Source organism: Prosthecobacter gellanilyticus (assembly GCF_007992435.1).
GTDB classification, from domain to species: Bacteria; Verrucomicrobiota; Verrucomicrobiia; order Verrucomicrobiales; family Verrucomicrobiaceae; genus Prosthecobacter; species Prosthecobacter gellanilyticus.
Genome location: NZ_BKAG01000011.1, coordinates 33,873 through 47,443 on the forward strand (window position 1 = coordinate 33,873; position 13,571 = coordinate 47,443).

10 protein-coding genes are annotated in these 13,571 nt (G+C 59.1%); 5 read left to right on the forward strand and 5 right to left on the reverse strand.

Features of this window, described 5'->3' with window-relative positions:
• Positions 1-207: 207 nt before the first annotated feature.
• A complete protein-coding gene (locus BGE01nite_RS09475) occupies positions 208-1,515 on the forward strand; it encodes an MFS transporter (RefSeq protein WP_146850208.1) in 1,308 nt (435 codons plus the stop codon).
• Between the two features lie 109 nt (positions 1,516-1,624).
• Here BGE01nite_RS09475 and rpiB read toward each other — a convergent pair whose 3' ends face one another.
• The 5 genes from rpiB to BGE01nite_RS09500 form a co-directional block, all read right to left on the reverse strand.
• On the reverse strand, positions 1,625-3,313 hold the full coding sequence (gene rpiB, locus BGE01nite_RS09480) for a ribose 5-phosphate isomerase B (RefSeq protein ID WP_146850209.1): 1,689 nt from the start codon (positions 3,311-3,313) through the stop codon (positions 1,625-1,627).
• A 93-nt stretch (positions 3,314-3,406) separates the two neighbouring features.
• On the reverse strand, positions 3,407-3,904 hold the full coding sequence (locus BGE01nite_RS09485; protein ID WP_146850210.1) for a low molecular weight protein arginine phosphatase: 498 nt from the start codon (positions 3,902-3,904) through the stop codon (positions 3,407-3,409).
• Between the two features lie 158 nt (positions 3,905-4,062).
• Entirely contained in the window at positions 4,063-5,409 is a 1,347-nt protein-coding gene (locus BGE01nite_RS09490; RefSeq protein ID WP_170266695.1) for an exopolysaccharide biosynthesis polyprenyl glycosylphosphotransferase, read from the reverse strand.
• Positions 5,410-5,829: 420 nt separating this feature from the next.
• A complete protein-coding gene (locus BGE01nite_RS09495) occupies positions 5,830-6,396 on the reverse strand; it encodes a hypothetical protein (protein ID WP_146850212.1) in 567 nt (188 codons plus the stop codon).
• 84 nt (positions 6,397-6,480) lie between these two features.
• Complete coding sequence (locus BGE01nite_RS09500; protein WP_146850213.1) at positions 6,481-7,236, reverse strand: hypothetical protein; 756 nt, start codon at positions 7,234-7,236, stop codon at positions 6,481-6,483.
• 234 nt (positions 7,237-7,470) lie between these two features.
• Here BGE01nite_RS09500 and BGE01nite_RS09505 point away from each other — a divergent pair, with 234 nt between their 5' ends.
• From BGE01nite_RS09505 to BGE01nite_RS09520, 4 genes are all read left to right on the forward strand, one after another.
• On the forward strand, positions 7,471-8,082 hold the full coding sequence (locus BGE01nite_RS09505) for a hypothetical protein (protein ID WP_146850214.1): 612 nt from the start codon (positions 7,471-7,473) through the stop codon (positions 8,080-8,082).
• A 211-nt stretch (positions 8,083-8,293) separates the two neighbouring features.
• Positions 8,294-8,938 (forward strand): hypothetical protein, encoded by a 645-nt coding sequence (locus BGE01nite_RS09510; RefSeq protein WP_146850215.1) that lies wholly within the window; start codon positions 8,294-8,296, stop codon positions 8,936-8,938.
• A gap of 23 nt (positions 8,939-8,961) precedes the next feature.
• Positions 8,962-10,446, forward strand: coding sequence for a Y-family DNA polymerase (locus BGE01nite_RS09515; RefSeq protein WP_146850216.1), 1,485 nt, complete (start codon positions 8,962-8,964; stop codon positions 10,444-10,446).
• The gene (locus BGE01nite_RS09520; protein ID WP_146850217.1) at positions 10,439-13,555 is read left to right on the forward strand and encodes a DNA polymerase III subunit alpha; all 3,117 of its coding nucleotides are present in this window, start codon (positions 10,439-10,441) and stop codon (positions 13,553-13,555) included. The genes BGE01nite_RS09515 and BGE01nite_RS09520 overlap by 8 nt, the downstream gene beginning before the upstream one ends.
• Positions 13,556-13,571: the final 16 nt, after the last annotated feature.

Below are 13,571 nucleotides of genomic sequence, written 5' to 3' on the forward strand. Positions count from 1 at the left end.
GGGAGTAGTCAGCATAGTTGGCGCAGGGGTTGGTCATCAGGCCGCGAAACTCGCGGCGAACGAATATTTGTCAAACAGCATCTCGTCTTCCCCCTTGGCTAGCCAAAAGCAGGTTCAACTTTCGGTTCGAGACCCGTAACTGCGAACCGAGAACCGCGAACTGTCATCCAACTCACGGTGTCACTGGCGCTCTGAGGGGCGTATGGCATGGACTCCCGAATGCCTCTCAATGCCCGTCTCTTCATCTGGTTCCGGCTGCTGTTTAACTGCCGGTTCTACTATCCTATCTTCACGGTCCTGTTTCTCGACCTCGGCCTGAGCATTGGCGAGTTCGCTGCGCTGAACGTCGTCTGGGCCATCACCATTGTTCTGCTGGAGGTGCCGTCCGGTGCCCTGGCGGACCAGTTTGGCCGCAAACGTCTCATGGTGGCCGCCGGGGTGCTGATGGTGCTGGAGATGGGCGTGCTCTGCCTCATGCCTGTGGGGAATCACGATGTCGTCCTTTGGCTCTTCGTGCTGAACCGCATCCTCAGTGGTGCGGCTGAAGCCTGTGCCAGTGGTGCTGATGAGGCGCTGGCCTATGACTCGCTGCCGGAAGAGGATCGCTCCGCCCTTTGGTCGCGGCTGATGGCCAGGCTGAGCCGCGCGATGGCGCTCGGTTTCATTGTCTCCTCCATCTCAGGCTCCGTGCTCTATGATCACGGGAATATTTCCTCATTGCTTCATTGGTTAGGTCTGGGGGACATCCCGCGCGATGTCACCATGAAGCTGCCGCTGGCGCTGAACTTCCTCACCGGCGTGGCCTGTCTGCTGACCTGCTTGCGCATGACCGAGGTGTCTCATTTCCAAACGACACAGGCCAGTTTCTCGGAGCGTGTGAGCCAGGCCTGGCAAGGCATCCTGGAAACCGGCCGCTGGATCTGGCGCACGCATGCTGCGCTGAAGATCATCGTGCTCGGCGTGGTGTTTGACAGCATCATCCGCCTCTTCCTCACGGTCTCGTCCAACTTCTACCGTCTGGTCGGCATCTCGGAAGGCTGGTATGGCGTCATCGGCACCACCGCTTCCATGCTTGGTCTGCTGACCGCAGGACTCATGGAGACCTGCTCCACGCGCTTCTCCATGACGCGAAACTTCGTGGGGCTCGCTCTGGTCATCTTCGGCAGCCTGCTCTGCGCGGCACATCCGCAGCAAGGATGGTTAGGTGTGGCTCTCATCATGCCGCTGATGCTCGGCATGCGCTTCCTGCAGTTCTTCCTCTCCTATTACTTGAATGCGGAGGTGGATTCCGCCCGCCGTGCTACTGCCTTGAGCTTTCGTGGCCTGACCTTGAATCTGGCCTACGGCTGCATGACCCTGCTCTTCGGCTGGCAGACTCATTGGTTGGAGGAGCGCATGTACGTTCCCGCCGAGGATCCCAGCGTCTTCGCCGCCAGCCTCACCTGGTGGCCTTGGTGGTTCGCGGGGACCTTGGTGGTGGCTACGCTGCTTTTGCGTGGACATCGAAAAGGATGATGAAGCAGAGTGTCCGCACTCCCATCGATGCCTGTCCTCGGAAACAAAAAACCTGCGAAGCCGCGCGGCCTCGCAGGTTTCATGATTCAATTCAGCCTAACCAGAGGTATTACGGCACCGGGAAGCGCTCGTTGATCTGGGCCACTTCGGCTTTGATCTGGGCGAGGGCTGCGGCGTCGTCCTTGCCCTGGAGGGCGCGGTCGATCCAGTTGGCGATCTGCACCATCTCGGCTTCCTTCATGCCACGCGTCGTGACGGCAGGGGTGCCCACGCGGATGCCGCCGCCGAGGGTGATCTTCTCGGTGTCGAAAGGAATGCCGTTCTTGTTCACGGTGATGCCGGCGTGGTCCAGTGTCTCGCTGGCGATCTTGCCGTTCAGTCCCTTCGGACGCAGGTCCACGAGCATGAGGTGATTGTCCGTGCCGCCGCTGACGATGCGGTAGCCGAGCTCGCTGAGACGTGCGGCCAGGGCCTGCGCGTTCTTCACGATCTGGGCGGTGTAGTCCTTGAACTCAGGCTTCAGGCACTCGCCGAAGCACACGGCTTTGGCGGCGATCACGTGCATGAGCGGGCCGCCCTGCACGCCTGGGAACACCTGGCTGTTGATCTTCTTGATCAGCTCCTCGCTGTTCGTCAGCACCATGCCGCCACGCGGACCGCGCAGGCTCTTGTGCGTGGTGGTGGTCACGAAGTCAGCATACTCCATCGGGGATGGATGCGCGCCACCGGCGACGAGACCGGCGATGTGCGCCATGTCAACGAAGAGGTAAGCGCCCACGCTCTTGGCGATCTCGCTCATCTTGTTGAAGTCGATGATGCGTGGATAGGCAGAGGCACCGGCGGTGATCATCTTCGGCTGCTCGCGCTTGGCCACTTCAGCGAGCTCATCGTAGTTGATGAGTTCATCCGTCTGGCTCACGCCGTACTGGCAGAAGTTGTAGAAGCGGCCGGAGAAGTTCGCCGGATTGCCGTGGGTGAGGTGACCACCGTGGGCCAGGTTCATGCCCAGCACCTTGTCACCGGGCTGCAGCACGCTGAAATACACGGCGGCGTTCGCCTGGGAGCCGGAGTGCGGCTGCACGTTCGCATACTTGGCGCCGAAGAGCTGGCAGGCGCGGTCGATGGCCAGCTGCTCCACCTTGTCCACTTCCTCACAGCCACCATACCAGCGCTTGGCCGGATAACCTTCTGCATACTTGTTGGTTAGGCAGCTTCCCTGGGCGGCCATCACGGCGCGGGAGGTGAAGTTCTCGCTCGCGATGAGCTCGATGTTGTTCTGCTGGCGGTGCTGCTCGGCATCGATGATTTCGGCGACGGCAGGATCAGAGGCGGCGAGGATGCTGAGGGGATGGGCGTTTTTGTTCATTTTGGAGACGCGACGGGCATGACGGCCGCCAGCGAAGGGGGTTTTGAGCCAGGCATCTACGATCTCCTTGGCGGTATCGACCGTGGTGGTCTTGCCAGCCAGGCAGAGAACGTTGGAGGCATTGTGCTCGCGGGTGATGGCGGCTGTTTCCGCATCATGGACGAGGCTGGCCTGGATGCCGCTGTGGCGGTTGGCCGTGATGCACATGCCGATGCCGGTGGTGCAGACGAGGATGCCGGCGTCAGCGCGGCCATCCAGCACGCGGGTGGCCACAGGCTCGGCGTAGTCAGGATAGTCCACGGAGTCCGTGTTGTGCACGCCGAGATCATGAACGGTATAACCGCTGGTCTGGAGATGGGAGACGACAGCATTCTTCAGATCGAGCCCGCCGTGGTCGGAGGCGATGGCGAGAGATTTGGGGAGGTCAGACATTGAAGGAAGGAAAGAAGGATAACTAAAAGGAGAAATGAAAAATGGAAAATGACGGCGGGGAAGCAGGGGACGGCTCTCCTGGAATCTGGAAGCTCAATCACCCTGCGTGCTACCTCGGCCGGCCTCATCTTTCCAAGTTTGGTCAATGTAGGCCAGAAGGCTGGGGAGAGTCTTTTCGAGATGGACCATCACCTCGCGGTAGTCATCCAGGTCGCCACCAAAGGGATCCATGATGTCACGGCCGCGCAGACTGTCATCCGCGACGAATTCAGTCACCAGGTAGACCTTGTCCTCCGCCTCTGGAAAATCATCCAGGATCGAGGCGAGATGGCCACGGCTGAGGGCAAAGATATGGGTGGACGTCTCAATCAGGTCGATCGTCACCGCCTTGCTGCGATGTGTGGAGAGGTCCACTCCGCGTTCCCTGGCCAGGGTCACGCTATGCTTGCTCGCTTGCTGGCCGGAATAGGCTCCAGTCCCGGCACTCGCCACCTTGATGTCATCACGCCCTTTGGTCAGACCACGAAAAAGCGCCTCAGCCAGAGGGCTGCGGCAAGTGTTTCCAGTGCAGACGAACAAGACGCTTTTCAAGGGAACCGCAGTGTGGACAGCCCCCCTGCTTTGTCAAAGCATCGGACACTATTTTCCATGTTCTGACCCCACATTCATGCCATGAGCAGCCCCTTCATAGGGCTTTCTCCCTGCTTCGCTTTAGCAAAAAAGAACCCGGTGACCCGAATTTGCCGGTCTCAGTAGGCGTTGTCGCGCTTGAAGAAGGTCAGGAACATGATCTGGAGGTCCAGCAGGAGGCTCCAGTTCTCCAGATACCAGAGGTCGCACTTGATGCGCTCAGACAGGTCGGTGTCGCCACGCAGGCCTTTGACCTGCGCCCAGCCGGTCATGCCCGGCTTAGCCGCATGACGGGCATTGTAATGTGGGATCTGGTGCTTGAATCCGGCGATGAGTTCCGGCCGCTCCGGACGTGGTCCGACGAGGCTCATCTCACCCTTCAGCACGTTCCAGAACTGCGGCACTTCATCGATGTTCCATTTGCGCATGAAGGCACCCACACGCAGGCGGCGCGGGTCATCCTGCACGCACCATTGGGCACCGCCGGCGGCCTCCGCATTCAGCTTCATGGAGCGGATTTTGATGATCTCAAACGGCACGCCGTTCATGCCCCAGCGGCGCTGACGGTAGAAGATGGGCCCCTTGGATTCAAAATAGACCATGGCCCCAAAGAAGGCGATGATCGGCGAGCTGATCATCAGGCCAAAGAGCGCTCCAGCCACATCCAGCGCACGCTTGAGCATGACATTCAGCGTGCTGTCCAGCGGCAGGCGGTTCACGCCGAGCACCGGGGTGCCGGCGATGGTTTCCAAAGACAGGCCCGAGACAAAGATGCGGAACACGGAAGGTGCCAGCTTGAACTGGATCATCTCCCGTTCGCAAAGGTTCGCCAGCTCCACCATTTGCTGCCTCGGAAGGTCCGCCACGATGATCATGTCCACCTCATGCCGGGCGATCACGCGCTGGATGTCTTCCACATAGCCCACGAAGGGAATGTTTTCGGGCATGGGATTGTCATCCCGCCAGCCGGAGGCATCCACCCAGCCCACGAGGTCGAAGGCGTGAGCGCGGTCGGCGCTGAGAGTCTGCCAGAGGCGCTGGGCATCGTCATTCCAGCCCACGAAAAGCGTGCGCTGCTGGAGGGTCGCGATGCGCCCAGGGGAGTGCAAGAAGGCATCAAAAAGCCCTCTCCAGCCCAGCAGCAGAAGAAGAGCACAAGCTCCATTCAGGGCCACATAAACACGGGAGATGGAGGGTTCCAGCTTCAGCGCCAGGCTGAAGGAAAGGAACACCAGCGTCCAGATCAAGACTGCCTTGGCGATTCGGGAGGCGATCCAGCGGTTTCTCAGCAGGATGTTACGGTGATAGAGGCCCTGCCAGCCCAGCGCCAGCAGCAGGGAAAGGGAACCCAGGGCCATGTGGCCTGCATACTGGCGAAGTTCCATGTTGGACCAGTTGCCATAGTCACGGATGAACGAGTGAAAGCGCAGCCAGTAGGCGAGATGCTCTGCCAGCACGATCATCATCAAATCCCCCATAATCGAGACCAGCACCCAGAGGTGGGGCGAGGGTTGATGTCGCTGCCGGTGGGCGCGGCGTTCTTCGAGTTTTTCCAAGAGATTGCCCGAGACCGGCCCTGAAGAGGCCATCGCTGGTCGTGGAAGATTCGAGGTTGGCATAGTCGTCCTGTATTTGCCTCAAATTATGGAAATTTAATATGGAAGTAAATCAAAATGTCGAAAATTATGCTTTATACGTCGCAATAATGATAGGATCCGAAAATGGTAAGGAATCTGTCTTGGTTAGTAAAAATTCTGTGTTCAGTGACGCTGAAATGCTCCAAATGACCTTCTTTGACGAGGTTATATATTTCCCAGATTCAGTGAACTTTTGGGCAGGCGCAGCGGTCATTGCTCTTTGCGGAGCATCGAGGGTGAGACCCCAATTCATTGGGTCTTCGCCATTCGGGTCCGCTTCCTCCACATCCATACCAGCGCTGCAATGAGCCCGATGAGCCCGCCCAGGTAGCTGGCATTGTGAATGTAGCCCACCTGGGCGAAGGCGACCGTGTCGATCACATCTCGTCCTGCAAACATGCCGTCCCAGTTCTCCATGCGAGGATCGTTTTGATCGGTTGGAGCCCATGCGTAGGCCATGATGGCGGCCAGCAATGCGGTTCCCGTCATGACGGCCACTCCTTTCAGGCTGAGTCCGGCCGCCTTTCGCCAGGGCATATGCGGTATCGTGAGCCTGCCCATGAACCACCCGGCAAAGAAGCCCACCCACCAGGTGGCCAGAAATCCGATCTCAGCCACGATCAAGCGCTCCGGCTGCGTCTTGGGAAGATAGAAGAACTGCTGGAACTTAAAGTCCGTGAAATACTCCGGCCCGATCTCGAAGGTGATCTGATCATGCACGATGCCATAGCTGCCCGCGATCACCGCGCCTCCGCAGCCAAAGAGCAGCATCCAGCCAAACTGGCGCAGCGTGAAACGCGGGTAGAGGAGATTCATCAATCCCGCCTGTCTTACTCAAGTGAAGGGACCATCGTCAAGCTCACGGCTTGAGCAAGCGCAAGACGCTGCCACTGCGCTCAGTTAGTTCCGTCGGCTCTTTGCCTTGGAGCCGTTGTTCGCACGCTCCTTGATGCGGGCACGCAGACGCTCGGCGGTCAGCGCTTGTTGCAGGGCCACGTTCTGCTGCCGCAGGCTCTCCATCTCATGAGCTGAACCGCCAGTGGCGATGGGGGTGGAACTCGTTTGGGGTGCCGCGGTGATGATGGGTTCAGCTGGTGCGCTGGAGCCGCTGCCATTGAGATCGGGCAGGGGAGAGAGATCACCCGACAAGTCGCCGGTCGGAATCGTGCTCGCGGGCAGGCCTTCACCGGCATCGATGCCGAGCAGGGCTTCGAGCTGCATCAGCCGTGCCTTCGTGGATGGCAGCTCGGCACACATCTGGCGGGTGATGTCCAGCGTGGTCTGAAGGGCCTGCTCACGCTCGCGTGATTTGACCAGCAGATTGTCAAAGCGCGACTCCTCGACCTTCAGCTGGTCGCTGGCCAGGTGACGATAGAGATCAAACTGCCGCTGCATCTCGGCGCGCCAGGCATTGGCATCTGAGCGCACGAACTGGAGATCCTTCTGCTGGGTCAGCACCTGCTTTTCGAGTGCGTCCTTGTTCTTCAGCAGTTTTTCCTCCACCCGCCTCAGCAGCCAGAGACGGACCATGCCAGCAATGAAAAGCACCGCCATGAGGGAGGTGCCGAGGACATAAGGGGTGGCTTCCGGATCGCTGATCTTCACAAGCCGGGAAGCAAGCAGTCCGCAGGCCCGGGGCAAGCCCTCGGCAGGCATGAATGAAAAAATGTGTCGCAGCTTTGAAAGGTTCCAGGTGAACATTCAAGCATGCTGAAGCAGCAAACAGGCATCTGCTAAATGTGGCTTGGGAAACACCCCGGCTGGTTATTCGCGTTTCTTTCAGGTCGGACCTTCGCCAAACCCAGGGCCTTTCTCCATTTGACGGCGTGAAGGCAGCGGGCTAGAAACTCGCCCGAACGTTTTTCTCCCTGCTCGGTCAAATCCAGCTCTATGCATCCTGCCCGTCTTGTTGCCCGTCTTTCCCTGGCCATTGGTTTCCTTGCCTTTGCCGGTGTTTCTCACAGCGCTCCTCTTCCTGCGGATCATCCCTGTGGTGAGCTGGTGAAAAAATATCTCACCTGCGTGGTGAACCAGGAGTGGAAGACTGCGGCGAACCTGCTGCAGGCCTCCTCCCTTGAGCGTAAGCAAAAGGAGACCATCGCCATCATCAAGACCGCTCCGACCATGTCCGAGGAGCAGGCCATGCTGGAGCGTTTCGGCGTCAAAGAAATCCGTGACCTGGAAAAGCTGAGCCCCCAGGAGTTCTACATTCTGGACCGTGAAGCCTGGCACAAGCGCATCAATGCCGCCGCTGAAGTCACCAAGCGCAAGCAGGAGACCCTCAAGATCGAAGTGCTCGGTCTCGTCGAGGAGAAGGACAAGGGCTACGTGCACGCCACCGTCCGCACCTCCCAGGAAACGCTGACCGACCGCATTGAGGAGCTCTTCCTCATCTCCTTCGTCAAGCAGGGTGACTCCTGGACCATCTCCCCTGAGATGAAGGACCGCCCGATCATCACGCCACTCGATGGCAAGAGCGAGGAGACACCCAAGGCCAAGTAAGACGGCCCGCTTTCATTTTTTTCCAGCAGCGCAGAGCCACAAGCTCTGCGCTGTTTTTTTTAGGCTGGTGTGAAGTTATGCAAACCTTGTTAGGTGGTCAGGGATTCGTCCTTGGAGAGGAGGGCGAATGTGGCGCCGCATGAATCCGCACTGAACAGCTAGTTAACGCTTGAGATTTCCGAAGACTCAATAACTGTTCTTTAGAACAGTTATGAATGCGCAACTCGCTCAACTTCGCTCCCTGGTGGCGGCCCGCTTTCCGGCGGCCATGCAGGCATGTTTTCTTGGGGCTTCCACCCCGGTGAATCAGAACGTCGGACTGCTTCCAGGGAAGCTGGTGGAGATTGTCTCTCCCGATCACGCTGCGGGCGCAGGCCTGCTCATGCTGCATTTGGGCCAGCAGGCTCAAGGCTCGCTGGCCTGGGTGGATGCGGCGGATGGCCTGGATCTGACTTCGCTGCCCTTGGAACTGCGGCAGCGCGTGCTCTGGCTGCGCGCCCATGGAGTGAAGGACAGCCTCAAAGCCGCTGACATGCTGCTGCGGGATGGGAATCTCCAAACCGTGTTTCTGGATCTGCGGCTCGCGCCTGAGCGGCAGCTCCATGGGCTGCCTTCCAGCATCTGGCATCGCCTGCGCATGCTCGCTGAGAAGGCGCATGTTTCCGTGGCCGTCTTCACGCCTTTTCAAATGGTGGGCTGTGCCGCTGCACGCTGGGCGGTGAAGGGAGCTTTTGATCTGAACAGCCTGCAACAGGAGCGCGATGTTTTGCGCAACGCTCTGCACGCGATTCCACAACGCGGTGCGGGTTTGGCAATGCCGGACTCCAAGCCTGAGGAGCTCTCGCTGCCAAGCTGAACCTCCGTCTTCCTTCACGTGTCATGTATGCTGTCTGGAGACTGCCGCAGTTCATGCTTCAGGCCCTGAAAGTGCCGGCAAAAGCGCGTGCCGCCGTGCTGGATGGCACACCCTGCCAGGACTCGCACAAGAATGAGGACCACGTGCTTTTGTGTGTGAGCCAGCCTGCGGAGGAGCAGGGGGTGCATGTCGGCATGCGGTCTTCGCAGGCCCTGGCCAGATGCCCGCAGATCGCGTGCTTGTATCGGGATGAAGCAGCGGAAAAGGAACTGCAGGAACTGCTGCTGCAAGGCGCCGAAACCTGGACCGCTGATTTCGAATCCACGCATCCCGGTCTCTGCGTGCTGGATCTGCGCCGTGTGCATCGTCTCCAGCAGCCAGGCTGGTTAGAGCATGGCCGGCACATGCATCAGGACTTCCGTGAGCGTGGCCTGGAGATCTGTGTGGGCATGGCGAAGACACCGGACATGGCGTTGCTGGCCTCGCATGCGGCCTTTCCGGTGAAAGTCATTCATGACTCGATGACCGACGAAAAGGTGGCCTTTCTCGAACTGCCTCTCTCCGTGCTCTCACCCCCGGTGGAGCTTCAGCAGACCCTCAGTTTGTGGGGCATTCATACCCTGGGAGAGCTGAAGGCTTTGAGGCGACAAGCCGTGGGTGAGCGGCTCGGTCCCGCAGGACTCGCCCTTTGGGATCTTGCGGATGGGAGCAGGGAACGCTTGCTGGAGCTGGTTCGCCCTCCTGTTCATTATCGGCAGGAGATCGAACTGGAAAACGGTATCGAGACGCTGGAGCCTTTGATGCATCTGCTGCGTGATTTCTGCCAGCGCCTCTGCACCCAGCTCAGTCATGCCTGGAAGGCGGCCTCATTTCTGCACTTCAAGTTAGGCTTTGATGATGGCGCATCTCACACCAAGGACTTGCGCATCGCCGAACCCACCCGTGATGTGGAGGTGCTTCTGCGCATCCTGGAGACGCATCTGGAAAGCCTCAGCGCCTCCGCTCCGGTCATGCGTGTGTCGCTGGAGATCATGGCGGTCAATCCTTCCGCGGCCCAGGATTTGCTCTTTGATCGCGGACTGCGTGATCCTGCCAAATTTGCGGAAACCCTGTCCGCTCTCGAAGCCCTGTTAGGCCACGATCACGCAGGCCGGGGCCAGCTTCTGCCCACTCATCAGCCTGATGCATTTTCGGTCTCTCCTTTCCTGGAGAAGCCAAGCTCAACCGAGCAGCCTGCCGACTCCACCCGAGGTCTGCCGTTGCTCCGCTTTCGTCCTTCATGGACGGCGGATGTGAAGTTGCAGGATGCCAGACCCATTGGGCTGCGCAGTGGTGCTCGTGACCTCCAGCTCAGTGACTGTCGCGGCCCCTGGTTCCTGTCAGGTCATTGGTGGGATGCCCGGCAGGCCTGGTCGCAGGAGGTGTGGGATGTGTATACTCAGGATGGCGGCCTTTACCGGCTGGTGCGTGAAAAGGGAGCCTGGAAGCTGGAGGGCCGTTATGGCTAAGGACTCACCACCTTTTCATGAGCTGCATGCCCGCAGTGCCTTCAGCTTTCTGCGCGGCGCCGCCAGTCCTGAAGTCATGATGCGGCAGGCGTCGAAGCTTGGCATGAGTCATCTCGTCATCACGGATCGTGACGGTGTTTATGGTTCGGCCAGAGCGCATCACGAAGCCAGGGCGCTTGGCATCAGAGCTGTGGTCGGTGCGGAGCTGACTTTGGAATGCGGCGGTGTGCTGCCGGTCATCGTGCGCACGCGGGAGGGGTATCAAAACCTCTGCCGCATGCTCACCCAGGCAAAGCTGGCCGCTGCCAAAGGCCAAAGCCGCATCACCTGGGATAATCTGACCACTCATGCCCGAGGCTTGAGCGCATTGAGTGGTGATCATGAGGGCGTGCTGCATCGTGCACTGGACATGGGGGACAAACAGAAGGTCGTGACCTTGATGCAGCGTCTCTGCCAGACCTTTGGAAGCGAGCATGTGTTTCTGGAGATTCATCGCCGCAGGCTCCGGCATGAAGACATCCGGCTCAGTGCCATTCGTGATCTCGCCGAGCACCTGAGTCTTCCCCTGGTCGCCTCCAATGCTCCGCTCTATGCCGCGCAGGAGCAGCGCATTCTTCAAGATGCCTTCACCTGTCTGCGTCACCACACATACCTGGATGCCGCAGGCTTGCATCTGGCGCCCAATGCCGAGGCCTGTCTTAAATCTGCCGATCAGATGCAAAGTTTGTTCGCGGATATTCCTCAGGCTTTGGCTGAGACGGCGCGGGTGATTGAAAGTGTGGAGTTCGGCCTGGAGAATCTCGGTTATGAGTTTCCCTCGCATGATGTGCCTGCCGGCCATGATCAAGACAGCTTTCTGCGCGAGCGCACCTTTATCGGTGCACGCGAACGCTACCCAGGTAACCAGCTGACTCCCAAAGTTCGAGCTCAGCTAGAGAAAGAGCTGGCGCTCATCTCCAAGCTTGGCTTCAGCGGCTATTTCCTGGTTGTCTGGGACATTGTCCGCTGGACCAAGGAGAACGGCATCCTGGTGCAGGGCAGGGGCAGTGCGGCCAACAGTGCTGTCTGTTACAGCCTCAACATCACCAATGTGGAGCCTGTGGGGAACAGCCTGCTCTTTGAGCGCTTTCTGGCTGAAGGCCGCGAAAGCTGGCCGGACATCGATCTGGATCTGCCCAGCGGTGATCAGCGTGAACGAGTGATCCAGGAGATGTACCGGCGCTTTGCGCCTTATGGTGCCGCCATGACGGCGAATGTCATCACCTATCGCGGTCGCAGCGCCATGCGTGAGATGGGCAAGGTGCTGAACCTGCCGCAGGACGTGATCGAACGCTTCACAGATCTTTATGCGAACGGCGACTTCCCGCACACCTTGAAACTAGAAGAGCAAGTCAAGCAGGCTGGTCTGCCAAATGAGCATCCGCGCTTGCGGCCGTTCCTCAGCCTTTATTCCATGGTTTACGGCCTGCCCCGGCATCTCGGCCAGCACAGTGGAGGCATGGTGCTTTGCACCAAAGGTCTGGATGGCATCGTCCCCCTGGAGCCTGCCAGCATGCCGGGCCGCGTCGTCGTGCAGTGGGACAAGGATGACTGTGAGGACCTCGGCATCATCAAGGTCGACTTCCTGGGGCTTGGCATGATGGCGGTCATTGAGGAGGCCGTGCATACCAGTGAACGACGCGGACACCCCGTGCCGCTTCACACTTTCCCGTGTAATGATCCGGCCTGCTATGATCTCATGCAGAAGGCGGACACCATCGGCGTCTTCCAGATCGAGAGCCGCGCCCAGATGGCCACGCTGCCGCGCATGAAGCCAGAGAACTTTTACGATCTCGTGGTCGAGGTCGCCATCATCCGTCCAGGTCCCATCGTGGGAAAGATGGTTCATCCATATTTGAGCCGTCGCAAGGATCCCAGCAAGATCGAATACATCGACCCTGAGTTTGAGCCGATTCTTAAAAGAACGTTAGGCGTGCCTTTGTTTCAGGAGCAGATGCTGAAGATGGCCATGGTCATCGCGGATTTCAGCGGCAGCGAGGCCGAGGAACTGCGCCGCGCCATGAGCTTTCACCGCAGTGAGGAGAGGATGGACAAGGCCATGGCCAAGCTCACGGCTGCCATGAATCGAAAAAACGTGAAGGAAGAAGTGCAGCAGCGCATCAAGGACAGCATCAAATCCTTTGCCCTCTATGGCTTCCCGGAGAGTCACGCCATCAGCTTTGCTCAACTGGCCTTCACCAGTGTCTGGCTGAAGGTGCATCGGCCGGCTGAGTTTTACGCTGCCTTGCTGAACTGCCAGCCCATGGGCTTTTACAGTTGTGCCACCCTTGTTCGCGATGCCAAGCAACATGGGCTGCGCATCTTGCCCGTGTGTGTCTGCCAGTCTGATGAAACATGCACCGTGGTGGAAGACAAGATACTGAGGCTGGGCTTCCGTCAGCTTCGCGGCTTCTCCAGCGCTGCAGCCCAACATCTTTTGCATCAACGCGCCGTCAGGCCATGGCAGGATCTCACAGATCTGCTCAGCCGCTGCCAGCTCAGTCAGCGCGATAAACGGGTGCTGGCCCAGGCAGGCGCCTTCAATGCCCTTGGCCACCACCGCCGCAGTGCGCTGTGGGAATCCGCCGTGCCCTTGCATCAGGATCTGGTCGAATCAGCGACCACTTCCGAAGCCTCGCCGCTGAGCGCCATGTCAGATTATGAGCGTCTGGCCGCTGATTATGCGGTCACGGGTCTCACCGTCGGCAAGCATCCCATGGCCTTGATTCGAGATCAGCTCCGGCGGGTGGTGAAAGCTTCTGAGCTTTCGTTGCATAAGAACCGCTCGCGTCTCGCCATTGCCGGCATGGTCATCTGTCGTCAGCGTCCCGGCACCGCCAACGGTCACTGCTTCATCAGCCTGGAGGATGAAAGCGGCATCTCCAATGCCTTCGTGCCTTCCAGGCTTTTCGAGTCCAGCCGCCTCGTCATCACCCAGGAAAAATTCCTCAAGATCCACGGCGAACTGCAGCACCAGGAAGGCGTCATCACCGTGCTCGCCCATCGCATCACCTCACTGCGCTATGATCAACTCAAGCAAGCCAGGCTGGAGTCGCATGACTTTAGATGAGCATGTCTTGTTAGAC